We start from the raw sequence: 26,546 nt of genomic DNA, 5'->3' as shown, positions 1-26,546 counted from the left end.
CCGCGGCCGTTCACAGCCGCACCGACATGCCGCCATCCACCGTCAGCACATGGCCATTGACGAAGGAGGCCGCGTCGCTCGCGAGAAACAGGGCGGCACCGGCGATTTCATCCGGCCGGCCCCAGCGCTCCAGCGGCACCCGCAGCTTGGCGAAGGCCACCATCTCAGGATTTTCGGCAAGGGCGGCATTGGTTTCGGTGGCGAACATGCCAGGTGCGATGGCGTTGCTGGTGATGCCGCGTGCGCCATATTCCACGGCGATCGCCCGCATCAGCCCGGTCAGCCCCTGCTTGGCGACGGGATAGATTGCGTCCCCCGGCCGGACGATATGGCCGAGAATGGAGGTGATGGTGATGATGCGGCCGTAACCATTGGTGTTCATGGCCTCCGCGGCATCCCGCGACAGCGAGATGGAGGAGGTGAGATCGGTGCGGATGAGTTCCAGCACGTCCTCGTCGCTGAATTCGGCAAGCGGGCGGCGGTCGCGCGCGCCGACATTGTTGACGAGGATATCGAGGTGGCCGAACTCGTCCATGATGCGGCGGACAAGCGCACTTCCCGCTGTGGTATCGGCGATGTCGAAAGCGGCGTAATCAGCCTTTGCGCCGGCCTTGTGCAGCGTTTCGACCGCCTGTTCCAGCGTTTCAGCATTTCGGCCGGTCAGCCACACATGGGCGCCCGCTTCGGCAAAGGCGCTGGCGATTTCGAAGCCAAGGCCGCGGCCGCTGCCGGTGATGACGGCGGTGCGGTTTTCGAGAGAGAATTTCTGGAGAATGCCCATCGCTCACCTTCTTGCTTGACGTGCCGAAACTTGGAGTTCGCGAAGGAAGAATATGCCGCGTGGGGAAGAGAGCGAAAGGTCGCCCGTCCGGCCCGGCTGTTCGGTGGACAGAAAAATGGCGTCGCCCGGTTCGGGCGACGCCATCAGTTCGATATCAGGCAGCAGCCGACTTTGCGAGCGGCACTTCTGCGATCGTCTTCAGAACGACGGAAGCGATCTGGTAAGGGCAGCCCTGCGAGTTCGGACGACGGTCTTCGAGGTAACCCTTGTAGCCGTTGTTGACGAAGGAATGCGGAACGCGGATCGACGCGCCACGATCTGCCACGCCGTAGGAGAACTTGTTCCACGGAGCGGTTTCGTGCTTGCCGGTCAGACGCAGGTGGTTGTCCGGACCGTAAACGTCGATGTGCTCTTTCCAGTTCTTGGCGAAAGCGGCCATGAGGGCTTCGAAATATTCCTTGCCGCCAACTTCACGCATGTACTTGGTGGAGAAGTTGCAGTGCATGCCCGAACCGTTCCAGTCGGTGTCGCCGAGCGGCTTGCAATGGAATTCGACGTCGATGCCATACTGTTCGCAAAGACGCAGCAGCAGGTAGCGAGCGATCCAGATCTGGTCGGCGGCGCGCTTGGAGCCCTTGCCGAAAATCTGGAATTCCCACTGGCCCTTGGCCACTTCGGCGTTGATACCTTCGTGGTTGATGCCGGCTTCGAGGCAGAGATCGAGGTGCTCTTCAACGATTTCGCGGGCAACCGAACCGACGTTCTTGAAGCCGACGCCGGTGTAGTAAGGACCCTGCGGAGCCGGGTAACCCTGTTCCGGGAAGCCGAGCGGGCGGCCGTCCTGGTAGAAGAAGTATTCCTGCTCGAAGCCGAACCATGCATCTTCGTCGTCGAGGATGGTTGCGCGGCTGTTCGACGGATGCGGGGTGACGCCATCGGGCATCATGACTTCGCACATGACGAGTGCACCGTTGGAGCGGGCCGGGTCGGGATAAATCGCGACGGGCTTCAGCACGCAATCCGACGAGTGGCCTTCGGCCTGCTGCGTGGACGAGCCATCAAAGCCCCAAAGCGGCAGCTGCTCGAGTGTGGGGAATTCGTCGAATTCCTTGATCTGGGTCTTGCCGCGCAGGTTGGGGACCGGCTTGTATCCGTCCAGCCAGATGTACTCGAGTTTGAACTTAGTCATTACGAACCTCTCATAGGTAACAATGCGAAGCCTTGAGGCCTCCCGTGGCTTTGGCCACCGAAGCGCATTCGCGTTCAAGGGCTGACCCCTTAGATGCATGCCGCGTGCCAGATTGGCGATATCAGGCGATTTTTTCGAAAAATCTTTCAGGGGCCCTGTTGCGCAGGAGCCCGGATATCGCGCGCGGATGGTTCTGCTGCACTGCGGAAGGCAAATTCACCCCTCATGTTTCATCTTTGAATCCTGATAGATAGCCGGCGTCTCCCGGTGGAATGCCCTGCTGCGGTGCAATGATTTCGGTTGCGCGCGAGGGATTGGCATTTGCCCCAAAAACCGGCGCTTTCGGAATGGTTTTTCTTGTAGATGAGACGATTAATGCCTATATTTTTCGCAAGGTGATTTTTTTTTAATCAAACGGAGCGAATCTGGGCTTTAAGGGTTTGCTCCTGATACCAAAGTGCTTCGATGCAAACAGAGTGAGATGACCGAAATGGCGACTGGCTTTCATCGTGAGACGGCAACGATCTATCAATTCCCGATTGGCGGGCGCGCGGGCGTGTCTAAATTCCGCAACAGCGGGCTGAGTGACCTCGAGCGCGAGGCGCGCGAGCCGCATGTGGATTTCGGCTCGTGGTACCACGACGAGGCGATCCGCGACGAAGAGCGGAACGACAAGCCGCATTCCTGATGGCCGCATTCCTGATGTGAGACCGTGCCGTGCATTTCTTCTCCCCGCCGGGGAGAAGGTGGCCCGAAGGGTCGGATGAGGGGCAACCCCTCCATATACCGCGGCGCTCGCCCCCTCATCCCGCCGCCGCGGACTTCTCCCCCTCGGGGAGAAGAAACAGGTTGGAGCCTCCTGCTTCACATAGGAGCGCTCTGGCGATTTAGCTCTCTTCAACCCCTCATGCATCTTTCGCCACCCCGCCTACGTCAATTGACGTATACGGTTTCGCTCTCACGAGATCGATAGTCCCTCCCAGCAGCGGCCGCAGATGCCGCTGAGCCTCCACGAGAGGCCAAACAAGGAGAGGGGTTCTTCCGATGATATTCCGCAAGACGCTTAGTGCCGCGCTGCTTGGCGCGATCCTGTCCACCACCGCCTTCCATGGCGCCTTTGCCGCTGACGACACCATCAAGGTCGGCGTGCTGCATTCGCTGTCCGGCACCATGGCCATTTCAGAGACCACGCTGAAAGACGCCATGCTGATGCTCATCGACGAGCAGAACAAGAAGGGCGGCGTGCTTGGCAAGAAACTCGAAGCCGTCGTGGTCGATCCGGCCTCCGACTGGCCGCTGTTCGCCGAAAAGGCCCGTCAGCTGATTTCGCAGGACAAGGTCGCCGCCGTTTTCGGCTGCTGGACGTCCTCCTCGCGCAAATCCGTTCTGCCGGTCTTCGAGGAACTGAACTCGATCCTGTTCTATCCGGTTCAGTATGAGGGTGAAGAATCCTCGCGCAACATCTTCTATACGGGTGCCGCCCCTAACCAGCAGGCCATTCCGGCCGTAGACTACCTCGCCAATACCGAAGGTGTGGAGCGCTGGGTTCTGGCCGGCACGGACTATGTCTATCCGCAGACCACCAACAAGATCCTGAAGGCCTACCTGATGTCGAAGGGCGTCAAGGAAGAGGACATCATGATCAACTACACGCCGTTCGGTCATTCCGACTGGCAGACGATCGTATCCGACATCAAGAAATTCGGCTCGGCCGGCAAGAAGACCGCCGTTGTCTCCACCATCAATGGTGACGCCAACGTGCCCTTCTACAAGGAACTGGCGAACCAGGGCATCAAGGCCGAGGACATTCCCGTCGTTGCCTTCTCCGTGGGTGAAGAAGAGCTTGCCGGTCTCGATACCGCGCCGCTGGTCGGCCACCTTGCCGCCTGGAACTACTTCCAGTCCGTCGATGCGCCGGTCAATGCCGAATTCATCAAGACCTGGCACGCCTTCACCAAAAACGACAAGCGCGTGACCAACGACCCGATGGAAGCCGCCTATATCGGCTTCAACGCTTGGGTTAAGGCTGTCGAGGCCGCCGGCACCACGGATACCGACCAGGTTCTCGACTCGATTATCGGTGTCTCGGTGCCGAACCTTTCGGGCGGTTACTCCACCGTCATGCCGAACCACCACATCACCAAGCCGGTGCTGATCGGTGAAATCCAGGCCGATGGCCAGTTCGAAATCGTGCAGCAGACGCCGCAGGTCGTGGGGGACGAGTGGTCGGATTATCTGCCGGACTCGAAAGATCTGATCTCGGACTGGAGGAAGCCGATGTCCTGCGGCAACTTCAATGTGGCCAGCGGCAAGTGCGGCGGCAAGGGTAGCTGATTAGCGGAAGCGGTTGCCGCCCCCGTTGTTGGGGGCGGTTTTCTCATTGGAAACGGAACAAGCGTGCCCCCCTCTGCCCTGCCGGGCATCTCCCCCTCAAGGGGGGAGATCGACCTGCGGCGAGGTCCCGCCCATCTCAGAGTTCGAGAATGAAATGGCGGGAAAGCATCTTGCCGATCTCCCCCCTTGAGGGGGAGATGCCCGGCAGGGCAGAGGGGGGTGAAGCCGCATATTCAGGTCGCGCCAAATTCAAACGCCCCGTCGTAAACGCCCAAGGAACCCGACATGACGATCCGATCTTTTCTCGGAGCCATCTTCCTCTGGCTCACCCTGGGGATCGCAGCCCACGCCGTCGCGCAAAGCGATCCGAAGGCGCTGATCGACCAGCTCGGCACGGCGGATTTCAAGCAGGCCGAAGTGCTGATCGGGCAGATCGCCGCCACGGGCGATGCGCGTGTCGTGCCGGCGCTCGAGGCTTTTGCGGCGGGCGATCTTTATGTGCGCAAGGCCGACAATCTGGTGTTCATGACGAAGCCGGCAGGTTCCAATTTTACGCTGATCGACCCGCTGACGGGCGAAAGTGCGGGTGAAGCGCCGAAGGCGGCCGTCAGCAAGATCAAGGTCAACAATAATCTGCGCCGGGTCATCCGCGCCGCACTTGGCGGTCTGACCCTGCTCAGCCCCGAAAAATCCGTGCGGCTTTCCGCGGCAGACGCGGTTCTGAAAGCGCCGAGCGCGGAAAATCTCGAATTGCTGGAAGCGGCCATCGCCAGGGAGGCCGATACTGAGGTGCGGACCCGGATGGAGGAGGCGCGGGCTGTCTCGCTGCTCTCCTCCGAACGGTCGCTCGAACAGAAGAAAGAGGCAATCGCCACCATCAAGAGCCTTGGCGGGCGCGATGCCATCGGCATTCTGATGGCGGCTTCCTCGTCGGTGGATCAGAGCCTGAAGCCGGATATCGACAGCGCCATATCGAGCATCGAAAGCTCCCTTGCCTTCTGGGACTATGCGCAGAATGTCTGGTACGGCCTGTCGCTCGGTTCCGTGCTTTTGCTTGCCGCCATCGGCCTTGCCATCACCTTCGGCGTCATGGGCATCATCAACATGGCGCATGGCGAGATGGTGATGATCGGCGCCTATTCCACCTTCATGGTGCAGGAGGTGATCCGCACGCATTTCCCCGGCCTGTTCGACTGGTCGCTGGCGATTGCCCTGCCTGCCGCCTTTCTGGTGACGGCCTTTGTCGGCCTCGTAATGGAGCGCGGAGTCATTCGTTTCCTTTACGGGCGGCCGCTGGAAACGCTTCTCGCCACCTGGGGCATCTCGCTCATCCTGCAACAGGGCGTGCGCTCCATCTTCGGCCCCACCAATCGGGAAGTCGGAAGCCCGAGCTGGATGTCCGGTTCCTTCAGCGTCGGTTATCTCAATTTCACCTGGAACCGGGTGTGGATCGTCTGCTTCTCGCTTTCGGTCTTCTTCGCGCTGCTGGTTCTCCTGAAGCGCTCCGCCTTTGGGTTGCAGATGCGCGCCGTAACGCAGAACCGCCGCATGGCTTCCTCCATGGGCATTCGCACCCCTTGGGTGGATGCCTTCACCTTCGCGCTCGGTTCTGGCGTTGCCGGTCTTGCCGGCGTCGCCCTGTCGCAGATCGACAATGTCTCTCCCAATCTCGGCCAGAGCTACATCATCGACAGTTTCATGGTGGTGGTGTTCGGCGGTGTCGGCAATCTCTGGGGAACGCTGGTCGGCGCCCTGTCTCTCGGCGTGCTCAACAAGTTCCTCGAGCCGACGGTGGGGGCCGTGCTCGGCAAGATCCTCGTGCTCGTCCTCATCATCCTGTTCATCCAGAAGCGGCCGCGCGGTCTCTTCGCACTCAAGGGAAGGGCGATCGAAGCATGATTACCGGCTTCCTCCTGCGCGCGCTCGATCGCCGCATTTCCATCGCCATCGGCATCATTCTCGCCATCGCCGTTCTGGTGCCCGCCTCCAACCTGCTGTTGCCTCAAGACAGCGCGTTCCGTATCCCGACCTATATCATGTCGATGCTCGGCAAATATCTGGCCTATGCGCTTCTGGCGCTGGCGCTCGATCTGGTCTGGGGATATTGCGGCATTCTCTCGCTCGGCCACGCCGCCTTCTTCGCGCTCGGCGGTTATGCCATGGGCATGTATCTGATGCGGCAGATCGGCACGCGTGGGGTTTATGGTCATCCGGTGCTGCCTGATTTCATGGTGTTCCTCAACTGGAAGGAACTGCCGTGGTTCTGGCACGGCTTCGACATGTTCTGGTTTGCGGCACTGATGGTGCTTGTCGTGCCGGGGCTGCTTGCCTTCGTGTTCGGCTGGTTCGCCTTCCGCTCGCGCGTCAATGGCGTTTATCTGTCGATCATTACGCAGGCCATGACCTATGCGCTACTGCTTGCCTTCTTCCGCAACGACATGGGTTTCGGCGGCAATAACGGGCTGACCGATTTCAAGGATATTCTCGGCTATTCCGTGCAGGCGGATGGCACCCGCGCCGTGCTGTTTGCCGTAACCGCCGTGATGCTGGCGATCTCGCTGCTGATTGCGTCGGGCATCGTCAATTCCAAGTTCGGCAAGGTGCTGGTGGGCGTGCGCGATGCCGAAAGCCGGGTGCGCTTCCTCGGTTTCCGGGTGGAAAACATCAAGCTTTTCACCTTTGTCGTCTCAGCCATGATGGCGGGCATTGCCGGTGCGCTGTTCGTGCCGCAGGTGGGCATCATCAATCCCGGCGAATTTTCGCCCGCCAACTCCATCGAAGTGGTGGTGTGGACGGCGGTGGGCGGGCGCGGCACGCTGATCGGGCCGATCATCGGCGCGCTGCTCGTCAATGGCGGGAAAAGCTATTTCACTGGCGCTTTCCCGGAATTCTGGCTGTTTGCGCTGGGCGGGCTGTTCATCGCGGTGACGCTGTTCTTCCCCAAGGGCATCGTCGGCACCCTGCAACACTATCTGGCCCGGCGGCGCGAAAAGCGGGTCGCGCTTGCGGCAGGCGACGCCCAGCCGGGCAATGACAGCGGCTCGACAGTGGCGCAACAGGCGGCGGAGTGAGGCGGACATGAACACGATTTCCGAAAACAGAACGAAAAGCCTGCTCTATCTCGACGGCGTCTCGGTGTCCTTCGATGGTTTTAAGGCGCTCAATTCCCTCTCCTTCGTGGTGGAGCCGGGGGAACTGCGCGCCATCATCGGCCCGAACGGTGCTGGCAAGACGACGATGATGGATATCATCACCGGCAAGACAAGGCCGGATACGGGCACGGTGTTGTTCGAAGACAGTATCGACCTCACCAAAAAGGACGAGGCGGATATCGCCCAGCTCGGCATTGGCCGGAAGTTCCAGAAACCGACGGTGTTTGAGAGCCATACCGTCTGGGACAATCTGGAACTGGCGCTGAACCGCAAGCGCGGCGTTTTTGCGACGCTGTTTTACCGGCTGACGGAGGAAGACAAGGCCCGCATCGAGGAAATCCTCGCTACCGTGCGCCTTAGCCACCGCCGCGGCGATCTCGCCGCCAATCTCTCGCACGGGCAGAAACAATGGCTGGAAATCGGCATGCTGTTGGCGCAGGAGCCGAAGCTGCTGCTGGTGGATGAGCCGGTGGCCGGCATGACGGATGCGGAAACGGCCGAAACCGCCGTGCTTTTGAAGGAAATCGCCAAGACCCGTTCGGTGGTGGTGGTGGAACACGACATGGGTTTCATCCGCGAGCTGGGGGTGAAGGTGACGTGCCTTGCCGAAGGCTCGGTGCTGGCTGAAGGGTCGATTGATTTTGTGTCGAACGATCCGAAGGTGATCGAGAATTATCTGGGGCGGTGATGGTGGTGTTTGCGTTCGCCATACCCCCCTCTGCCCTGCCGGGCATCTCCCCCTCAAGGGGGGAGATCAGATGCCGCACCCACTCGTTCCAACTCGAAGCTGTTGTGGAGCAGGGTGTTCGCCTCTTGCCGATCTCCCCCCTTGAGGGGGAGATGCCCGGCAGGGCAGAGGGGGGTAACGCCGCCCACCGTACCGCCAATGGAGTTTCACCATGCTGAACGTCGATAACATCAACCTCCATTACGGCGCGGCGCAGGCCCTGCGCGGCGTTTCGCTGACGGCGGAGATGGGCAAGATCACCTGTGTCCTCGGCCGCAACGGGGTGGGCAAAAGTTCGCTGCTGCGGGCCGTTACCGGCCAGCACGCCATCAGTGCCGGGACGATCAGCTTTGAAGGGGCGGCGCTGGATGGGCTCGCGCCTTACCACCGGGCCAAGCGCGGTGTCGGCTACGTGCCGCAGGGGCGCGAGATTTTTCCGCTGCTCAGCGTGCAGGAGAATCTCGAGAGCGGCTATGCGCCGCTGCCGCGTAAGGAACGGTTCATTCCGGATGATATTTTCAGCCTGTTTCCGGTGCTGCAATCCATGTTGGGAAGACGCGGCGGCGATCTCTCCGGCGGCCAGCAGCAGCAGCTCGCCATCGGCCGGGCGCTGGTGACGCGGCCGAAAATCCTCGTACTCGACGAGCCGACCGAGGGTATTCAGCCGTCGATCATCAAGGATATCGGCCGGGCGATCAAATATCTGCGCGATTCCACCGGCATGGCGATCCTGCTGGTCGAGCAATATCTGGATTTCTGCCGCGAGCTTGCCGATTACGTCTACATCATGGACCGCGGCGAAATCGTGCATCAGGGGCTGGCCGAAACGCTGGATACGCCGGAAGCGCGGCGTCACCTGACAGTATAAATCGAGACTAAAAAAGCCACACGCCGATCACGGCGTGCAAACGGCCGATTAATATTTTGAAAGCCTATGCGTCTCGGCATGGCTTTCATGCGCAATTTTAGCATTTCATTGAATAAAAGCCTGTGATATTGGCAGCGAAAATGCTGCATGCGAGACACAGGAAAAGTCTATTCGCACGCCGCGACAGTTGATCCCTTACATTCCACGCACGTCCGACGTATCGTCGGGGAAACCGTGCCCAATAAAGGCGTGTCAATGAATCAAGACTTTGCCATTGGCCGGGCCGCCCGGCTGTTCCGCTCCGCCCGCACCCTTTTTCTGGGTCTTGCGATGTGCGCGAGCGCCGGTGTCGCAGCGTCGGCATCGACCTGCGGTCAGTTGCCCGGACCCGGCATGGAGCCGGGCAGGCATGATTTTTCCATTCTCTCCAACGGTGAAAAACGCGACGGCGTCTATTTTGTTCCCTCGGCCTATGACGGAAAAAAGCCGCTGCCCGTGGTGTTCGATTTCCATGGCTCCAACAGCAATCCGCATGGCCAGCTGAACCGCAGCGGCTGGGACAAGCTGGCCGAACGTGACGGTCTGGTGGTGGTGGCGCTGGCCGGCAGCCTGAACGGCGAATTGCCCGGCACCCATGCCTGGAATGTTCCCGGTGTTACCAAGCGTCCGGGCGGGCTGGACGAGGTGGGCTTCATTCGCGATGCCATCACCATGGTGAAGGGCAAGTTCTGTGTGGATGAGGAGCGTTTTTACGGTTCCGGTTATTCCGGCGGCGGGCGCATGCTCTCGCAATTCATCTGCAATGGCAGCGCGGATTTCACCGCTGCCGGTTTCGTCGCCTCGCTGCGCGCGGGTTATCCGCTGGAGACCGAAGGCAAATGGGGACCGGATGTGGCAAGCTGCACACCGGCGCGGCCGATGTCGATCATCGCCTTTGCCGGGCTGAAGGATCCAGCCAACCCCTATCAGGGCGGCGGCAAATCCTACTGGCAATATAGCGGCGAGACGGCGCTGAAGCGCTGGGCCGAGATGGATGGCTGCAAGGGCGCCGCCAAAAGCAAGGTGGGCGAGAGCTTTACCGTCAATTCCTACGATGTCTGCAAGGCAGGCGCACGTATCCAGTCCTATGTCATCAACGACTGGGACCATGCCTGGCCGCGCGCTACGATGAAGGCGGAAGTGCTGGCGGCGAGCGCCGTCGTTACCCGCAAGCCGGGCGGCGAACAGACGCCGAAGGCGGAACCGGCCGTGGAGCGCAAGATGCCCACAGGCGAAGTGACGCGCACGGTTGATGCGGCGGAAAGAATGTGGGATTTCTTCCGCAATACGGAAGGGCAGCTGGTCGTGGATGCCGTCGTCAAGAAGGATTGCGGCGCAAAGGCCTCGTCCACTTCCGCAACCGCTTCGGAGACCGCGTGCAGCCAGAACAGCAAGCCATCGGCCCTTCCGGTCGCCAAGACGCTCAACCTGTCCGGCAGCAGCGCGCCCGTGGCAGAGGACGCATTGTAACCAAAGCGGTTGAAGGGCGCAGCCGGCTGGAGGAACTGTTCCAGGAAGGCTGCGCCAAAATCCGCCTGCCGGATACGTTTTCGAACGAAGCCGAAGCCATTCTCATCAATTCTTCCGGCGGCCTGACCGGCGGAGACGAACTTGAATGGCAGGCGGTTGCCGGCGCCGGCACCTCGCTGGTGGTAACCACGCAGGCCTGCGAGAAGGTCTACAAGGCATCCTCCGGCACAGCCACCGTTACCGCCCGGGTTTCCGCCGGGCCGGGCGCCAGATTGCACTGGCTGCCGCAGGAAACCATCCTTTTCGACCGGGCGTCGCTGACCCGCCGACTGGAAGCCGATCTCGACCAGTCTTCCGAATTCATCGCCGTCGAAGCCGTGCTGCTCGGTCGCCAGGCCATGGGCGAGGCGATGGCGCATGGTCTTTTCCGCGACCGCTGGCGCATTCGCCACGGCGGCAAGCTGGTGCATGCCGAAGAGCTTCTGCTGGAAGGCGAGGTGGCGGCGCTGACCGCGAAACCGGCGGTTCTGGCCGGTCAGGTCGCCTTTGCGACGCTGCTTTATATCGGGCCTCTGGCCGAGGCGCTTCTGCCTAAAATCCGGGCGATTGCCGGGGAAAGCGGCGGCGCCAGCGAATGGCAGGGCAAGCTTGTCGTTCGCGTCTCTGCCGCCGATGGTTTCTCCTTGAGAAAATTGCTTTTTCCGATCATTTCGCTCTTGCGAAACGGCGCGCCAGTGCCGAAAGTCTGGAATCTGTAAACCCTTCGGATCGTCTCGTGACAGGCGTTCTTCGGGGTCTGTCAAATGTCGGATCTGGTCTCCAGCAAACCTTGTTTGCGGAGCAGATGCCAAGCTGTGGGACGACGATGAACCTTAGCCCAAGAGAAAAAGACAAGCTGCTGATTTCCATGGCCGCCATGGTGGCGCGCCGCCGGCTGGAACGCGGCGTGAAGCTGAATTATCCCGAAGCGATTGCGCTGATTACCGATTTCGTGGTGGAGGGCGCCCGCGACGGCCGTGCCGTGGTGGAACTGATGGAAGCCGGCGCGCATGTCATTTCCCGTGATCAGGTGATGGACGGCATTGCAGAGATGATCCACGATGTGCAGGTGGAAGCGACATTCCCTGATGGCACCAAGCTGGTGACCGTTCACGAACCGATCCGGTGACCAGCAGAAGCGAGTCTTTGCGATGAATGATGAAGACCACACTTCCAGCGCCAGTAAAACGCCGATTCAAACCCGTGCTAGCGCAGATGTGAGATACCAGTACCTCCTCGAAGAAATGAAGGCCGCGCGTTTTAGGATCGATGAAGAAATCAGAACTATGAATCAGTTCGAGATTCTAACGATCATAGCGATAGGTCTTATATATTGGCTAATATTGAGTGCAGAAAATATTAGCCACCTATCACTAGGTTTTGCATCATTTTTTCCAGTGTTGATAACGGCGTATGGAATATTTCGTTATCGAGCGCATGCACATGTTGTCAAAGTTCATGAAGCTTATGTCAAAATGCACGTGGAACGAACGGTTTTTGGGAAGATGAGCCTAAAAGGTCTCGTTAAGTATTATGACCGAAAAAAGAACGGTACTCTCAAAACTGCCAGATTTGCTTTCTGGGTCACCACTTTTTGCATATCGCTAAGCTTATTCGTTATCTGTTTGGTCGCGCCGGAGAAAGTTCGCCAGATGGAGGATGATCTCCAGCAAAACCATAAACTTCTGAGGGTAGAAATACTGCTATGAACCCAGGCGAAATCATTGCCGCAGAGGGCAGCATCGAACTCAATGCCGGCCAGCCGACCGTGACCATCGAAGTCGCCAATTCGGGCGACCGGCCGGTGCAGGTGGGCAGCCACTACCATTTTTTCGAGACCAATGCGGGTCTCCTTTTCGATCGCGACAAGGCGCGCGGCATGCGTCTCGATATTCCTGCCGGCACGGCAGTGCGTTTCGAGCCCGGCCAGAAGCGGGAGGTAACGCTGGTGCCGCTGTCCGGCAAGCGCGAGGTTTACGGTTTCCGTCAACAGGTCATGGGGAGGTTATGAAATGGCGACGGCGCATTATCACGGAAGCTGCCAGTGCGGCAGCGTCAGCTTCGAGGTCGATATCGATCTCGACCATACCGTCATTTGCAATTGTTCGCGCTGCAAGCGTCTGGGCTCGACACTCGCCTTTGCGCCGCGGGAGAAATTCACGCTGCTTTCCGGAGAGGACAAGCTGAGCGAATATCTCTTCAACAAGCACAAGATCCATCATTTTTTCTGCTCTACCTGTGGCATCGAAAGCTTTGCCTATGCCGATGGGCCTGACGGTACGCCGATGGTGGCGGTCAATGCCAATTGTCTCGATGGCGTCGATCCAAGAGCGTTGAAGCCGCAGGCTTTTGACGGCGCGGCGGCCTGAACGATGGCGATCAGCAAAAACAGCCTTGCCGCTGCCACCGTCTTCTGGGTGGCTGCAGGCATCTCTGGCCCGGCCGCCGCACAGGAGCCGGATTGCAAGGAACCACAGACACAGGCGGATATGACGATTTGCGCGGGCAAGGATTACGAGAGGGCCGACAAGAAGCTCAATGTCGAGTACCAGAAGCTGCGCAAGCTGCTTACCGAACGTGACAAGGCGGCGGATGCGGATGGCAAGGGCGCGGCCGATGCACTGGTCACTGCCCAGCGCGCCTGGGTGGCGTTTCGCGATGCCAATTGCGCGCTATCAGGCTTTCAGGCGCGGGGTGGTTCGATGGAGCCGATGCTGATTTCTTCGTGTATGGCCGAGATGAGCACAAAGCGGGCGGATGATCTGCGCCAGCTGTCGGAAGGCTTCTGAACGCATGGGGCGGCGGATCGCGATCGTCGGAAATGGGGAGTTGCCGCCCGGCACCGCCCGGCTTATCGACCGTTCGGATATCGTCATCCGTTTTAACGACTGCCGCTCGCTGGGGCTTGGCGGCACGCGCACCGATGTCGTGGCCGTCTGCAATACAGGACGGCCTGGTCGTGAGATGACCGAAGGAGCCGAATGGCGCGAGAGCGACGGCGTGCGACAGGCCGCTGCCATCTGGTCGGTGCGCGATCCCGCAAAATTTGCGGAAATGGAACCTGATATCCGCGCGCGGTGGCCGGAGCTCACCGATTTCTGTGTGGATTACACCGCTGCCTTTGCAGCAATCGCGCGGGCCGGCGGCAAAAGCCACGTCGTTATCCATCGGGAGGTTCATGAACGGCTCGATGTCGCGCTCGAAGCTTACAAGCCGGAACCTTACGTCTGCCCCAGCACCGGGCTTGTCGCCATTGCCCATGTTCTTGAGACTGTGAGCGGCGAGGATGACGAGGTGGCGATTGCCGGTTTCGGCCACCAGGGTTGGAGTGGCCATCCATTTTCCGCCGAAAAGCAGCTGGTTGAAACCCTTGCGGTTGCACGCCGGCTTAAACGAATTTCTCCCACATCGATTTTCTCCGCGTCCGAAGGAGCCTGAGCCCATGCCCTACAAGATTTCCCGCGCCGCCTATGCCGGCATGTTCGGCCCGACCGTTGGCGACAAGGTGCGTCTTGCCGATACCGAACTCTTCATCGAGATCGAGAAGGACCACACGATCTATGGCGAGGAAGTGAAATTCGGCGGCGGTAAGGTCATTCGCGACGGCATGGGCCAAAGCCAGGCGACGCGGGCCGAAGGCGCGGTCGATACCGTCATCACCAATGTGGTGATCGTTGACCATAGCGGCATCTACAAGGCGGATGTGGGCCTGAAGAACGGCCGCATTCACGCCATCGGCAAGGCGGGCAACCCGGATACGCAGCCCGGCGTGACGATCATCGTCGGCCCCTCGACCGAGGCGATTGCCGGCGAAGGCAAAATTCTGACGGCCGGCGGCATGGACGCGCATATCCACTACATCTGCCCGCAGCAGATCGAAGAAGCGCTGATGAGCGGTGTGACCTGCATGCTGGGCGGCGGCTCCGGTCCGGCGCATGGCACGCTCGCCACCACCTGCACGGGCGCATGGCACATCGAGCGGATGATCGAAAGCTTCGATGCTTTTCCGATGAATCTGGCGCTTGCCGGCAAGGGCAATGCCTCGCTGCCTGCCCCTCTGGAAGAGATGATCCTTGCCGGAGCGTCGTCGCTGAAGCTGCATGAGGACTGGGGCACGACGCCTGCCGCCATCGACAATTGCCTGACGGTGGCCGATCAATACGATGTGCAGGTGATGATCCACACCGACACGCTGAATGAAAGCGGTTTCGTGGAAGACACGGTTGCCGCCATCCGTGGCCGCACCATCCACGCCTTCCATACCGAAGGGGCGGGCGGCGGGCACGCGCCCGATATCATCAAGGTCTGCGGCAATCCCAACGTCATTCCGTCTTCCACCAACCCGACACGGCCCTATACCGTCAATACGCTCGCCGAACATCTCGACATGCTGATGGTGTGCCACCATTTGTCGCCGTCCATCCCTGAAGATATCGCCTTTGCCGAAAGCCGCATCCGCAAGGAAACCATCGCGGCGGAGGATATTCTTCACGATATCGGCGCGTTTTCGATCATCTCTTCCGATAGCCAGGCCATGGGCCGCGTCGGCGAAGTGGCAATCCGCACCTGGCAGACGGCCGACAAGATGAAGCGCCAGCGCGGCCGCCTGAAGGAAGAGACCGGCGAAAACGACAATTTCCGTGTCCGCCGCTATATCGCCAAATATACCATCAACCCGGCCATCGCCCAGGGTGTCAGCCACGAGATCGGCTCCATCGAAGTCGGCAAGCGCGCCGATCTGGTGTTGTGGAACCCGGCCTTTTTCGGCGTGAAGCCGGAGATGGTGCTGCTCGGCGGCTCGATTGCCGCCGCCCCGATGGGCGATCCGAATGCCTCCATTCCCACGCCGCAGCCGATGCATTACCGGCCGATGTTCGCCGCCTATGGCAAGCTGCGCACCAATTCCTCGGTCACTTTCGTGTCGCAGGCGTCGCTGGATGCGGGCCTTGCCCAGCGCCTCGGCGTCGCCAAGAAGCTGTTGCCGGTGAAGAATGTGCGCGGCGGCATTTCGAAGGCGTCGATGATCCACAATTCGCTCACCCCACATATCGAGGTCGATCCGGAAACCTACGAAGTGCGGGCGGATGGCGAGCTTCTGACCTGCGAACCGGCAACCGTGCTGCCGATGGCGCAGCGTTATTTCCTGTTCTGACGGCATTTCGTGTTGAGACTTCTCACAAGGTGGATCGGTGGCGGCATGCTGCTGATCCTTCTGTTCCTTCTGCTCGGCACTGTCGTGCCACGCCCGTTTTTCGCCGGGGATGTGAGCGACGGCGCGGCGGGCCGCGAAATCCTGCTGTTATCCAACCCGATTCACACCGATATCGCCCTGCCGGTTGATGACGATCTGCGGCGGGACTTTTCCAAGTTGCAGGAGGGCGGCATTGCCGTCAACCATCCGGCGGCGGCCTATCTGGTGTTCGGCTGGGGCGGCCGGTCGTTTTATACCGAGACACCCACCTGGGCCGATCTGAAACCCATGCCGGTCCTGCGTTCGCTGACGCTCGACCGGTCGGTGATGCATGTGGATGTGACGGGGGATTTTCCCACCGATCTTGCCGGGGTAAAGCGCCTTCGCATTTCCGAAGCGGGTTATCGACGTCTCGTGGACGCCATTCGCGCAAGTTTTCTGCGGGACGATGGCGGGGGCGGCGGCAAGGTGCGGCTGATACCCGGCGTTTCTTATGGTCTGACGGATGCGTTTTTCGAGGCGAATGGCCGGTTCAACGCCCTTGTCGGCTGCAACACATGGTCGGCTGCCATGTTGCGAGAGGCCGGCATTCGCACGGGCTGGTGGACACCGTTGCCGCCATTTCTGCGCTGGTCGGTGGCGCTGCATAATTGATCCTCGCAAGCCGCGGTTTTCCTCCGGCAAAGCCTATTTTTATGCTGCACCGCAGCGCGTCTTGCGCTATGGAAACGGCAAAAGAATTCCGCGCGGATCGATCCCAAGCGATCCTCGTAAAACGCCAGAACAGGAGACAAGACATGCTCGGCAAAAAAGTGCCCGCCGTAACCTTCCGCACGCGCGTTCGCGATGAGGCTGTCGGTGGCCCCAACCCGTTCCGTTGGCAGGACATGACCTCCGACGATTATTTCAAGGGCAAGAAGGTCGTTCTGTTTTCGCTGCCCGGCGCCTTCACGCCGACTTGCTCGACCTACCAGCTTCCCGATTTCGAAAAGCTGGCGGGCGAGTTCCGCGCGCTCGGCGTCGATGACATCTATTGCCTGTCGGTCAATGACGCCTTTGTCATGAATGCCTGGGCAAAGGGCCAGAACCTCGAAAACGTCAAGGTCATTCCGGATGGTTCGGGTGAGTTCACCCGCAAGATGGGCATGCTGGTCGCCAAGGACAATCTCGGTTTCGGCATGCGCTCCTGGCGTTACGCCGCCGTCGTCAACGATGGCGTCGTCGAGCAGTGGTTCGAGGAAGAGGGCTATTCGGACAATTGCGAATCCGACCCCTATGGCGTTTCCGCGCCGCAGAACATTCTGGAAAACCTGAAGGCACGCGCTGCGGCCTGATTTGGGTTTTAAGATTTTTGCGAAGGCCCGGCCGCAATGCCGGGCTTTTTTCGTTTTATGGAACGTGATTGTTTTTTGCGGTGCCGCCTCATCCGCACACCGTCACCCCGGACCAGATCCAGGGTCCAGCGCGATCAAGTCCTTGATCGCGAAAGACTCTTCTCACGGCGCGGACGCGCCGTGGCTGGATGCCGGATCCAGTCCGGCATGACGGGGGAGTGGTTGCCGGACGCCTCAAGTCTTTCTGCCGGCAATGCCGGCCTTTTTCACGCCTTGCATTGTATCCACCTTGAAATCACCCCGCCTATCCGGCAAAAATCAGACCCCCAAGACTGTTTCTGAAACGGATCATCCCATGCTGCGCGTCACCTCCTATCATCCGGCCGGAACTCCTGCCGACGAAGCTTCCGGTTATGTCACCCTGGCGCATGACCAGCGGCATCTGCGCCGCAAGCTGCTGCATCTGCAAAATGACGAGATGGTGATGCTGGACCTGAAGGAAGCGGTGCTGTTTGCCCATGGCGATCTTCTGGTGGTGGAAAACGGCGACTTGATCGAGGTCCGGGCGGCGGATGAAAAGCTGTTCGAAATCAAGGCGAAGGACCGCCTTCACCTGATCGAGCTCGCCTGGCATCTGGGAAACCGGCATCTTTCCGCGCAGATTGAGGAAGAGCGTATTCTCATCCTGCGCGACCATGTCATTCGCGCCATGCTGGAAGGTCTGGGCGCCACCGTGCGTGAGGTGGAAGAGCCATTCCAGCCGGCGCGCGGCGCTTACCACGCCCATGGCGGCCATTCCCATGGTCATGACCACGGGCATCACCATCACGATCACGGCTGAGCCGTGAGTGAAGATCGCGGCGTTGCCGCGTTGCTGCGGCTCATGGCCTGGATGTCGCCGGCCTTTCCCGTCGGTGGTTTTTCCTATTCCGGCGGGCTTGAAAAGGCGGTGGAAGATCGGCGCGTCGGCGATGCGGCGGCTTTGCGCGACTGGCTCGAAACGCTGCTGCGCCACGGCAGCCTGTGGAACGATGCGGTGTTTTTGGCGCATGCCTGGCGCAGCGCCGAGGATGCGGCCGTGTTGAGCGAAACGGCCGATCTGGCGCGGGCGCTGGCCGGTTCGGCAGAGCGATACCGCGAGACGGTGCTACTGGGCGATGCCTTCGTTGCCGCCGCCGGCGCATGGCCGCATGCCGTTCTGGACCTGCTGCCGAAAGACGTTCCTTATCCCATCGCCGTCGGGGCGGTTGCCGCCGGTCATGCGGTGCCGCTCAGGGAAACGGTTGCCGCCTTTTTGCATGCCGGCGCCTCGCAGATCGTTTCAGCGGGCATCCGCCTCGGGGTCGCGGGACAGAAGGATGGTGTTACCATTCTGGCCGCAAGCGAGGCCATCATCGCGGCGATGGCGGCGCGGGCGATGCAATCCACGCTCGACGATCTCGGCAGCGCGACGATCATCGCCGATACGGCAGCCATGCGCCATGAAACGCAGGGCACCCGGCTTTTCCGTTCCTGATCGCGCTGCATGACGATCGTATTGAACGAGCGGATGCCGCCTGTTTCTTCTCCCCGCCGGGGAGAAGGTCGCGGCAGCGGGATGAGGGGGCAAGGGTAGCAGTATTCGGAGAGGGTGCCCCCTCATCCGACCCTGCGGGCCACCTTCTCCCCGGCGGGGAGAAGAAACTCGCGGCACGATCCTTGCATATATTGAAGCGTCCCGCTGAGGGACTATGGTGAGACAATAGCGAAGCATATCGAAGGGAATATGGTTGTGACATCGGGCATGAAATCGGGTAATGGGCCGCTGCGCGTCGGCATTGGCGGGCCGGTCGGTTCTGGCAAGACGGCGCTGACGGAAAAGCTCTGCAAGGCAATGAGCGCCGATTATTCGGTCGCGGTCGTCACCAACGATATCTACACCAAGGAAGATGCCGAGGCGCTGGTGCGCATGCAGGCGCTGCCGTCCGAGCGTATCGTCGGGGTCGAGACGGGCGGTTGCCCGCATACCGCCATTCGTGAGGATGCGACTATCAATCTGCAGGCGATTGCCGGGCTCAATGCGCGGTTTCCCGATCTCGATGTGGTCTTCATCGAATCCGGCGGCGACAATCTCGCCGCGACCTTTTCGCCTGACCTCGCCGACATCACCATCTATGTGATCTCCGTCTGCCAGGGTGAGGAAATTCCGCGCAAGGGCGGGCCGGGTATCACCCGCTCGGACCTGCTGGTCATCAACAAAAAGGACCTTGCGCCCTATGTCGGCGCTGACCTCACCGTCATGGACAGCGACGCGACCCGTATGCGCAACGCCATGCCCTTCGTCTTCACCGATATGAAACGCGGCGACGGTGTGGATCGCATCGTCGGTTTTCTGAAAGAGCAGGGCGGTCTCTGAAATATGGCTATCTCCCGCCGTTTCGGTGCTTACGAGGTTTCCCGTTTTGTCGACGGTGTCTACAAAGCGCCGGTCGGCCATCTCATCCATCGTCGGGGCGCCGAAGCGCTGGCTGCGGCCCTTGCCGGCCATCAGGGCGAAACGGTGGATATGGACGTCAACTGCTTTGCGCTGTCCTGGCCTGACCGCATCTGGCTGTTCGATGCCGGTTGCGGCACGGCCTGGGGTGCAGCCTATGGCCATGCCCGCGCGGCGATGATCGCCGCGGGGATCCAGCCGGCCGATGTGACGCGTGTCATCCTCACCCATATTCATGGCGACCATGCGCTTGGCCTCATCGACGGTGACCAGCCTTATTTTCCCAATGCCGACATATGGGTTCCCGAGGTCGATCTTGGCTTTTTCAGCAGCGCGGAGGCGCGCAAGAGCCTGCCGGCGGCCCGGCAGGGCGGTTTCGACCTTGCCGCGCGGCTGCTCGACATTTGCGGCCCGATGCTGCGGCCGATCCCCATGGGCGTGGTTGCCGAGGGTATCGAGGCAGTCGCCATGCCCGGCCATACGCCGGGGCATACCGGTTATCTGATCGGCAGTGGCGACGAGCGGCTGTTATTATGGGGCGACGTGCTGCATGTCAGCGAGTGGCAGGTGAAAGATCCCGGCGTCGGTTTCGTCTATGATATCGATTCCGCGCTTGCTTATGAAACACGCCTCAAGGCGCTGGCCGAGGCCGCCGACCATGGCTGGCTCGTTTCCGGCGGTCATCTCGGCGGATTTTTCCGTGTCGAGCGGCAGAACGACAGCTTCCGCTTCGTGCCGCAGCCGGGCTGATTTTCCGATTTCGGACATGCAGAAGGGCGAAATACCTGATGGCATCCCGCCCTTCATCCTCTCCCAGTATTTTCAGATCTGCTTCAATGCGGCGACGTCATTGACCTGCACGATGCGTCCGCGCACGGTAACGCCAGCCTTTTTCAGTGCCGAAAAGGCACGCGACAGCGCTTCCGGCGCGAGGCCGAGCTTGCCGGCGAGCAGGCTTTTCTGGAACGGCAGCCGCAGCGAAAAGGATGTCGCGTCGCGCGGGCCCTGATTGATGAGGTAATGGGCGACACGTTGCGGCGCCGTCTGTAGCCGGTCGTTGGCGATGCAATCCATCGTGGCCAGCAGGCTGTTGGAGAGGCAGCGCATGACGGCCTTGGCGATGGCCGGCTCCTGATCGATCAGGCTGCGGATTCTTGCAAGTTCGAACCGCGCCACGGTGCAGCTTTCCGCCGCCTGCGCGCTGTAGCGATAGGTATCGCTGCCGAAAATAAGGCATTCGTTGAAGGTATCGCCGGGGCCGCTGACGCGCACATCCGCCTCGCGCCCATGCCGGTCGAGCCGGTAAAGCCTGATGTAACCCGACAGCACGCAGTAGAAATGCTGCGCCGCTTCGCCTTCCTTGAAGAGCACATGGCGGGCGTTCACATTGGTGATGGTCGCCGCCTCCATCAGCTTCAACGCCGCCGCATCATCCGCTATCCCGATCAAGGGTGCACGCAGCAGAATGTTCCTGTCCCTGTTGCTCAGCTTCACGGTCTTGTTCACGTCCATCCGGCTCCCGCTCATACCTTTTGCCGGGCTGTCCGAAGCGAGACGAAAATGGGGATGTTCGTGTTCCCGCACGCCTATCTGAAAAGAGCTCATCGCATTATCCTTCGACCGGCAATTCCCGATGCGAGGGAGATTAGCAGTTCACCTGGAAAGCGAATTGATTTCGATCAAACAGGATTGCAGTCGTTACGGGAGGAAATGGTTCGTCCATTCGGGCTTAGAAGCACAGGGGGAATATGGAGCGGGCGAGCGCCGCCTGTTTCTTCTCCCCGAGGGGGAGAAGGTCGCGGCAGCGGGATGAGGGGGCAAGGGTAGAGATGTGCGGAGAGCTTACCCCCTCATCCGACCCTTCGGGCCACCTTCTCCCCCTCGGGGAGAAGAAACAGGCGGCGCCGTTTTGCCCTTAAACACTCCCAAAAGAAACGCCGGGCACAGGGCCCGGCGTCTCAATCGTTATTCTGCAAGCTTCACTCCGCAGCAAGCGGTGGCAGCCGCAATATGTTGCTGCCCTTGTCCGCGGCCTTGTCGCCGGTGCCCTTTTCCATGCTGGCGACGCGTGCCTCCAGCGAGGAAAGGGCCAGGCTGTTTTCGCGGGCGATCTCTGAGAGTTTCTCGTTGGAGAGGGCCTCTTCCTCCTCTTCCTTCTTGCCGACGAAGCGGCCGAAGAGGTGGGCGAGCAGGCGCGACAGGTCGTCCATGATGAGGAAGAAGGCCGGCACCACGATGAGGGACAGCACCGTCGAGACGATGATGCCGCCGATCACCGCAATCGCCATCGGCGCGCGGAACGAACCGCCTTCGCCGACGCCGAGCGCGGAGGGCAACATGCCCGCCGACATGGCGATGGAGGTCATGATGATCGGGCGGGCGCGCTTGCGGCCGGCCTCGACCATGGCATGCACCCGTTCCATGCCGTGGCGGCGCATTTCGATGGCAAAATCCACCAGCAGGATGGCGTTCTTCGTCACGATGCCCATCAGCATCAGGATGCCGATGAGAACGGGCATGGACAGCGCGTTCTGCGTGATGATGAGCGCGACCGCCACGCCGCCGATGGCAAGCGGCAGCGAGAACAGGATGGTGAAGGGCTGGATGACATCCTTGAACAGCAGGATGAGCACCACCAGCACCAGCATCAGGCCGAGCAGCATGGCGTTGACGAAGCCCTGCTGCATTTCGCCCTGCACCTTGGCGTCGCCGCTTTCGGCAAGGCGAACGCTTGCCGGCAGGTCGGTTTCCGACACGATGCGCTTGAACTCGGCCGTCGAGGTGTCGAGCGCCGTGCCGAAGGGCACGTCGGAGCCGATGGACACGACGCGGTTGCGGTCGTTGCGCTTGATCGAGCTTGGACCTTCCGAATAGTCGATATCGGCAACGCTATAGAGCGGCACCAGCGACCCGGAGGCGGTCTTGATCTTCAGCGCGCGGATGGTGGCGAGATCGCGGCGGGTATCGAGCGAGGCCTGCACGCGGATCGGGATCTGCCGGTCATCCAGCGAAATCTTCGTCAGCTGCGCATCGATATCGCCGATGGTGGCGACACGCACGGTCTGCGAAATCTGCTGCGGCGTGATGCCGAGACGGGCGATCTCATCCTTGCGTGGGCGAATCTGCAGTTCGGGGCGCGGCAACGCACCTTCCGAGCTGACATTGGCGAGGATCGGCGAGGCGCGCAGGCGGCTTTCGAGAATACCGACGGCGTCGTTCAGGTCCTTCTCGTTTGAGGAGAGGAAGTTGAAGGAGAGCTCGCGTTCCGCACGGTCGTTGAGCTTGATGATGCGCACATCGGGAATGCCGCGCACCTGCGCGAAAATATCCCGCTCCACATCCCATTGCGGACGTGTGCGACCCTTTTCCTCCACCTTCGGCAGATATTGGCCGATGAGCGGAATGGAGCCGAGGCCTTTGTTGACAAGGGTTTTCAGCAGCGAATGGTCGATATGCTGCAGGATGACGTTGACGGTGGCGCGACGCAGTTCCAGGTCCCCCTTGGGCGAAGCGCCGCCGAGGATAAAGACGCTTTCCACGCCATCGATGTCGCGGATGGCGTGATAAATCTGCGTTGTCGTGTGGTCGGTTTCGTCGAGCGTCGCATTGGGCGGCAGTTCCACCGAAAGCGTCACGCGTGAGGCGTCGTCCGGCGGCAGGAAGCTGCCCGGAACGCCGGCGAGAAGAATGACGGAAGCGACGAGGAAGCCGATGGCGCCGAGCAGCGTCAGATAACGCGCCCACCATTTGCGGGTGGTGGCGGTGACCATGCGCGTATAGGCCTTCATCAACCGGCTGTCATTGTCGTGGTGATCGTCCATCGCATCTTCGGCGCGCATCAGATAGGCCGCCATCAACGGTGTGATGAGACGGGCTACCGCCAGCGAGAAGAACACCGAGAAAGCGACGGTGAGGCCGAATTGGATGAAGTACTGGCCGGGAATGCCGGGCATGAACGAGACGGGCACGAAAACGGCGATGATGGTGAAGCTGGTGGCGATGACGGCGAGGCCGATTTCATCCGCCGCTTCCAGCGCTGCCCGATAGGGCGTCTTGCCCATCTTGATATGGCGGGCGATGTTCTCGATTTCCACGATGGCGTCATCCACGAGAATACCCGTGGCGAGGGTCAAGGCCAGGAAGCTGACGAGGTTGAGCGAGAAGCCCATGATATCCATGATCCAGAAGGTCGGGATCGCGGAAAGCGGCAGCGCCACGGCGGCAATCAGCGTTGCACGCCAGTTGCGCAGGAAGAGCAGGACGACGATAACGGCAAGGATAGCGCCTTCGATCAGCGTATGCAGCGCCGCCTCGTAATTGCCATAGGTGAAATAGACGGCGTCATCGACCATTTCGATCGAGACGTCGGGATGATCCTTGCGCACCTGATCGAGGCTTGCCGCCACGGTTTCGGCGACCGAGACCTCGCTCGCGCCCTTGGAGCGGAACACCGCGAAGGTGACGGCGGGATTGCCGTTGAAGCGCGAGAAGGATTTCTGCTCCTCATAGGTGTCGGTGACCGTGCCGAGTTCGGAGAGCTTGACGAAACGACCGTTGGACAGCGCTATCGTGGTATTGGCAAGCTGGCTCACGTCGCGCGTATCGCCGAGCGTGCGGATGGTCTGTTCGTTGCCGCCAACCTGGCCTCGGCCCGAGCCGAGATCGACGTTCGTGCCGCGCAGCTGGCTGTTCACCTCGGTGGCGGTAATGCCATAGGCATCGAGCTTTTCGGGGTTCAGCGAAACGCGCACTTCGCGGTCAGCGCCGCCATAACGGTCCACCTTGCCGATGCCCGACTGGCCCTGGAGCGAACGCTTGATCGTGTCATCCACGAACCAGGACAGTTCTTCCAGCGTCATGTTGGGCGAGGAGACGGCGAAGGTCTGGATCGCCTGACCCTCGACGTCGATCTTGCTGACAATCGGTTCCTCGATATCGGCGGGAAGATCGCTGCGGATCTTGTCGATGGCGTCCTTCGTATCCTGAACCGCTTCTTCCGTCGGCTTTTCGATGCGGAAGACGACCGTGGTGGTGGACTGGCCATCGACCACGGTGGACTGGATTTCGTCGACGCCGCTGATGGCAGCGACGGCGTCCTCTATTTCCTTCGTCACCTGCATTTCCAGCTCGGACGGCGAAGCGCCGCTCTGGGTGACCGTGACGGCCACGACGGGAACGTCGATGTTCGGAAAACGGGTGATGGGCAGGGTGTTGAACGCCTGCATGCCGAGGATCATCAAAAGCGCGAAGCCGAGCAGCGGCGCAATCGGGTTACGGATTGACCATGCGGAAAAGTTCATCTCATTCCCTCAGTCAGTTGGACGCAGCCGTCTGGGCTTCCACCGGTCTGATCCGGTCCCCATCACGCACGAATGCCCCAGCTTTCTCGACAACCTTGTCTCCAGCGGCAAGACCGCTGACAATCTCGATAAAACCGCCGTCTTCGATGCCGGTCTCGATCTTTACCTGTTTGACGACGTCGCCTTCCACCTTGCGGGTGGTTGAACCTTCACGCCCGGAGGTGACGGCCGACAGCGGCAAGGCGAGCGCATTCGTCTCCTCGACGATGATCGCCGCGCTGGCATACATGCCGGATCGCGCCGGGCTACCTTCGGGCAACACCACATGCACGGAACCGAGGCGCGTGGTCGGATCGACGGTGGGCGACACGAGGCGCACCTTGCCCTCTATTTTCTCAGCTCCGCCGGCAACCGTCAAATAGGCTTTCTGGCCGACTTTCACCTTCTGGATGTCAGTCTCGGACAGATCGGCCACGAGTTCGATCGCGCCGTCCTTAATGACGGTGAAAAGCGGATTACCGGCGCCGCTGGCGATGGCCCCAACCTTGGCGTTCTTGGCGGAAACGATGCCGGCAACGGGGGTTTTCACGCCGGTGCGCGTCAGTTTCAGATCGATGTCGGCGATCTGGGCATCGACCACCTTGATGTCGGCTTCGCCGGCGGAAACGGCCTGGCGGGCGGCATTCAGCTTGGCGGCGGCGACTTCCGCCTGCGCCTGCGTCTGCTCAACCTGGGAGACGGAACCGGAACCGCTCTGGCCGAGCTTTGCGGCGCGGTCACGCTGGCGGTTCGCGTCGTTCGCACTCGCCTCCGCTTCCAGAACCTGTGCTTTCGCCTGCGCAACGGCAGCCTGTGCCTTGGCCTTATTGGCTTCAAGCTGGCTTTTCTGAAGGATCAGACTGTCCGATGAAAGGACAGCGAGGACGGCATTTGCCTCCACTTTGTCGCCAATATCGACGTTCAGCGTGTCGATCGACAGGCCGTCGACCAGTGGCTGGACATAGATTTCATCGACCGGGCGAATGGTGCCGGTCGCGATGATGCGGTCCACGAGATCGCGTTTTGCCGCATGCGCGACGATGATCGAGGGCAGGTTCTGCTGTTTGACCGGCGCCTGCGCCTCTCCCTCGGCGGCTGCGGAGAGGGGAAGCGCCGTTGCGGAAAGAAGAAGGAATACAAAGCGGTTAAACGTGACTTTATGCTGCATGTGTCTTGGCTCGCGCAATATCCGATCGCATGTCCTGCAGCCCCAAGGCTCATTTAGAAGGTCATGCGATAGCTAATGTGAAACAAGGGATCACAATACTTCCTTTTCGATCCTCCCGATTCAAACGCCCCTCAACGCGAATCTTAAGCACCTTTGCCCTGTGCTTATTTTACAAGATCAAATTTGGCAGTCTTGTGGGCGGGACTGTAATTCTTGTTGTCGTACAAATCAATCCGCATAGCCGCGATGGTTGATATACATTTTTGTATAGGTGGGGATATTGTAATTCGTCAAATGGGTTACCAGTGAAATAGGCGCATTCCGGCAAAGCCTCCAAAAGAAGATCGACGCCAGATGGGAAATCGAGTTAAGCGATTCTCACCGACGTCATCCTCGGCCTTGTGCCGAGGATCTGCAACGTTGTGATTTTGTTGACGTGGTT

26 protein-coding genes are annotated in these 26,546 nt (G+C 60.5%); 21 read left to right on the top strand and 5 right to left on the bottom strand.

From position 1 onward, the window contains the following. Positions 1-10: 10 nt before the first annotated feature. On the bottom strand, positions 11-781 hold the full coding sequence (locus tag F3H58_RS03290) for an SDR family oxidoreductase (RefSeq protein ID WP_149741182.1): 771 nt from the start codon (positions 779-781) through the stop codon (positions 11-13). Between the two features lie 154 nt (positions 782-935). Further along, a complete protein-coding gene (locus F3H58_RS03285) occupies positions 936-1,970 on the bottom strand; it encodes a glutamine synthetase beta-grasp domain-containing protein (RefSeq protein WP_006700347.1) in 1,035 nt (344 codons plus the stop codon). 481 nt (positions 1,971-2,451) lie between these two features. Between F3H58_RS03285 and F3H58_RS03280 the strand changes: the two genes are divergently transcribed. From F3H58_RS03280 to aidB, 21 genes are all read left to right on the top strand, one after another. Further along, the gene (locus F3H58_RS03280) at positions 2,452-2,658 is read left to right on the top strand and encodes a DUF2735 domain-containing protein (protein ID WP_065656767.1); all 207 of its coding nucleotides are present in this window, start codon (positions 2,452-2,454) and stop codon (positions 2,656-2,658) included. A 356-nt stretch (positions 2,659-3,014) separates the two neighbouring features. Then, positions 3,015-4,304 (top strand): urea ABC transporter substrate-binding protein, encoded by a 1,290-nt coding sequence (gene urtA / locus F3H58_RS03275; protein WP_149741181.1) that lies wholly within the window; start codon positions 3,015-3,017, stop codon positions 4,302-4,304. Between the two features lie 285 nt (positions 4,305-4,589). Continuing rightward, the gene (gene urtB / locus F3H58_RS03270) at positions 4,590-6,203 is read left to right on the top strand and encodes an urea ABC transporter permease subunit UrtB (RefSeq protein ID WP_149741180.1); all 1,614 of its coding nucleotides are present in this window, start codon (positions 4,590-4,592) and stop codon (positions 6,201-6,203) included. Continuing rightward, positions 6,200-7,375, top strand: a complete 1,176-nt coding sequence (gene urtC / locus F3H58_RS03265) for an urea ABC transporter permease subunit UrtC (RefSeq protein ID WP_149741179.1) — start codon at positions 6,200-6,202, stop codon at positions 7,373-7,375. Before urtB ends, urtC begins: the two co-directional genes overlap by 4 nt. Before the next feature lie 7 nt (positions 7,376-7,382). Further along, positions 7,383-8,144, top strand: a complete 762-nt coding sequence (gene urtD, locus F3H58_RS03260; protein ID WP_164865521.1) for an urea ABC transporter ATP-binding protein UrtD — start codon at positions 7,383-7,385, stop codon at positions 8,142-8,144. A gap of 211 nt (positions 8,145-8,355) precedes the next feature. Then, positions 8,356-9,051: an urea ABC transporter ATP-binding subunit UrtE gene (urtE, locus tag F3H58_RS03250; RefSeq protein WP_031233384.1), complete on the top strand. Its 696-nt coding sequence runs from the start codon at positions 8,356-8,358 to the stop codon at positions 9,049-9,051. Between the two features lie 255 nt (positions 9,052-9,306). Continuing rightward, positions 9,307-10,560 carry a CE1 family esterase gene (locus F3H58_RS03245; protein ID WP_149741177.1) on the top strand — a complete coding sequence of 418 codons (1,254 nt, stop codon included), beginning with the start codon at positions 9,307-9,309 and terminating at the stop codon, positions 10,558-10,560. Then, positions 10,467-11,318 carry an urease accessory protein UreD gene (locus F3H58_RS03240; RefSeq protein WP_188128750.1) on the top strand — a complete coding sequence of 284 codons (852 nt, stop codon included), beginning with the start codon at positions 10,467-10,469 and terminating at the stop codon, positions 11,316-11,318. Before F3H58_RS03245 ends, F3H58_RS03240 begins: the two co-directional genes overlap by 94 nt. Before the next feature lie 107 nt (positions 11,319-11,425). Further along, on the top strand, positions 11,426-11,728 hold the full coding sequence (locus tag F3H58_RS03235; RefSeq protein WP_149741176.1) for an urease subunit gamma: 303 nt from the start codon (positions 11,426-11,428) through the stop codon (positions 11,726-11,728). Positions 11,729-11,750: 22 nt separating this feature from the next. Further along, positions 11,751-12,308 carry a hypothetical protein gene (locus tag F3H58_RS03230; RefSeq protein WP_149741175.1) on the top strand — a complete coding sequence of 186 codons (558 nt, stop codon included), beginning with the start codon at positions 11,751-11,753 and terminating at the stop codon, positions 12,306-12,308. Then, positions 12,305-12,610: an urease subunit beta gene (locus F3H58_RS03225; protein ID WP_149741174.1), complete on the top strand. Its 306-nt coding sequence runs from the start codon at positions 12,305-12,307 to the stop codon at positions 12,608-12,610. The genes F3H58_RS03230 and F3H58_RS03225 overlap by 4 nt, the downstream gene beginning before the upstream one ends. Before the next feature lies 1 nt (position 12,611). Next, positions 12,612-12,968, top strand: coding sequence for a GFA family protein (locus F3H58_RS03220; RefSeq protein WP_149741173.1), 357 nt, complete (start codon positions 12,612-12,614; stop codon positions 12,966-12,968). Between the two features lie 3 nt (positions 12,969-12,971). Beyond that, the gene (locus F3H58_RS03215; protein WP_149741172.1) at positions 12,972-13,388 is read left to right on the top strand and encodes a lysozyme inhibitor LprI family protein; all 417 of its coding nucleotides are present in this window, start codon (positions 12,972-12,974) and stop codon (positions 13,386-13,388) included. Between the two features lie 4 nt (positions 13,389-13,392). Next, entirely contained in the window at positions 13,393-14,037 is a 645-nt protein-coding gene (locus F3H58_RS03210) for a Urease operon accessory protein (RefSeq protein ID WP_144577071.1), read from the top strand. 4 nt (positions 14,038-14,041) lie between these two features. Further along, positions 14,042-15,751 carry an urease subunit alpha gene (gene ureC, locus F3H58_RS03205; RefSeq protein WP_149741171.1) on the top strand — a complete coding sequence of 570 codons (1,710 nt, stop codon included), beginning with the start codon at positions 14,042-14,044 and terminating at the stop codon, positions 15,749-15,751. Positions 15,752-15,760: 9 nt separating this feature from the next. Then, positions 15,761-16,444 carry a TIGR02117 family protein gene (locus F3H58_RS03200; RefSeq protein ID WP_188128749.1) on the top strand — a complete coding sequence of 228 codons (684 nt, stop codon included), beginning with the start codon at positions 15,761-15,763 and terminating at the stop codon, positions 16,442-16,444. Positions 16,445-16,587: 143 nt separating this feature from the next. Further along, positions 16,588-17,124, top strand: coding sequence for a peroxiredoxin (locus F3H58_RS03195; protein WP_003520599.1), 537 nt, complete (start codon positions 16,588-16,590; stop codon positions 17,122-17,124). Between the two features lie 355 nt (positions 17,125-17,479). After that, positions 17,480-17,965: an urease accessory protein UreE gene (gene ureE, locus F3H58_RS03190; RefSeq protein ID WP_003520598.1), complete on the top strand. Its 486-nt coding sequence runs from the start codon at positions 17,480-17,482 to the stop codon at positions 17,963-17,965. A 3-nt stretch (positions 17,966-17,968) separates the two neighbouring features. Further along, positions 17,969-18,640, top strand: coding sequence for an urease accessory protein UreF (locus F3H58_RS03185; RefSeq protein ID WP_188128748.1), 672 nt, complete (start codon positions 17,969-17,971; stop codon positions 18,638-18,640). Between the two features lie 267 nt (positions 18,641-18,907). Next, the gene (gene ureG, locus F3H58_RS03180) at positions 18,908-19,519 is read left to right on the top strand and encodes an urease accessory protein UreG (RefSeq protein ID WP_003520595.1); all 612 of its coding nucleotides are present in this window, start codon (positions 18,908-18,910) and stop codon (positions 19,517-19,519) included. Between the two features lie 3 nt (positions 19,520-19,522). After that, positions 19,523-20,347 carry an AidB family quorum-quenching N-acyl homoserine lactonase gene (aidB, locus tag F3H58_RS03175; protein WP_149741170.1) on the top strand — a complete coding sequence of 275 codons (825 nt, stop codon included), beginning with the start codon at positions 19,523-19,525 and terminating at the stop codon, positions 20,345-20,347. Between the two features lie 72 nt (positions 20,348-20,419). On the opposite strand, the gene F3H58_RS03170 is transcribed toward aidB, so the two are convergent. The 3 genes from F3H58_RS03170 to F3H58_RS03155 form a co-directional block, all read right to left on the bottom strand. Then, positions 20,420-21,109 (bottom strand): Crp/Fnr family transcriptional regulator, encoded by a 690-nt coding sequence (locus F3H58_RS03170; RefSeq protein ID WP_003520592.1) that lies wholly within the window; start codon positions 21,107-21,109, stop codon positions 20,420-20,422. Positions 21,110-21,576: 467 nt separating this feature from the next. Continuing rightward, positions 21,577-24,897, bottom strand: a complete 3,321-nt coding sequence (locus F3H58_RS03160) for an efflux RND transporter permease subunit (RefSeq protein WP_149741169.1) — start codon at positions 24,895-24,897, stop codon at positions 21,577-21,579. 13 nt (positions 24,898-24,910) lie between these two features. Further along, the gene (locus F3H58_RS03155) at positions 24,911-26,104 is read right to left on the bottom strand and encodes an efflux RND transporter periplasmic adaptor subunit (protein ID WP_149741168.1); all 1,194 of its coding nucleotides are present in this window, start codon (positions 26,102-26,104) and stop codon (positions 24,911-24,913) included. Positions 26,105-26,546 lie beyond the last annotated feature (442 nt).

This window comes from Rhizobium sp. NFACC06-2, assembly GCF_900101425.1.
Classification (GTDB): domain Bacteria; phylum Pseudomonadota; class Alphaproteobacteria; order Rhizobiales; family Rhizobiaceae; genus Agrobacterium; species Agrobacterium leguminum.
Note: the sequence above shows the minus strand (reverse complement) of the source record. Positions and strands in the feature narration are given on the sequence as shown.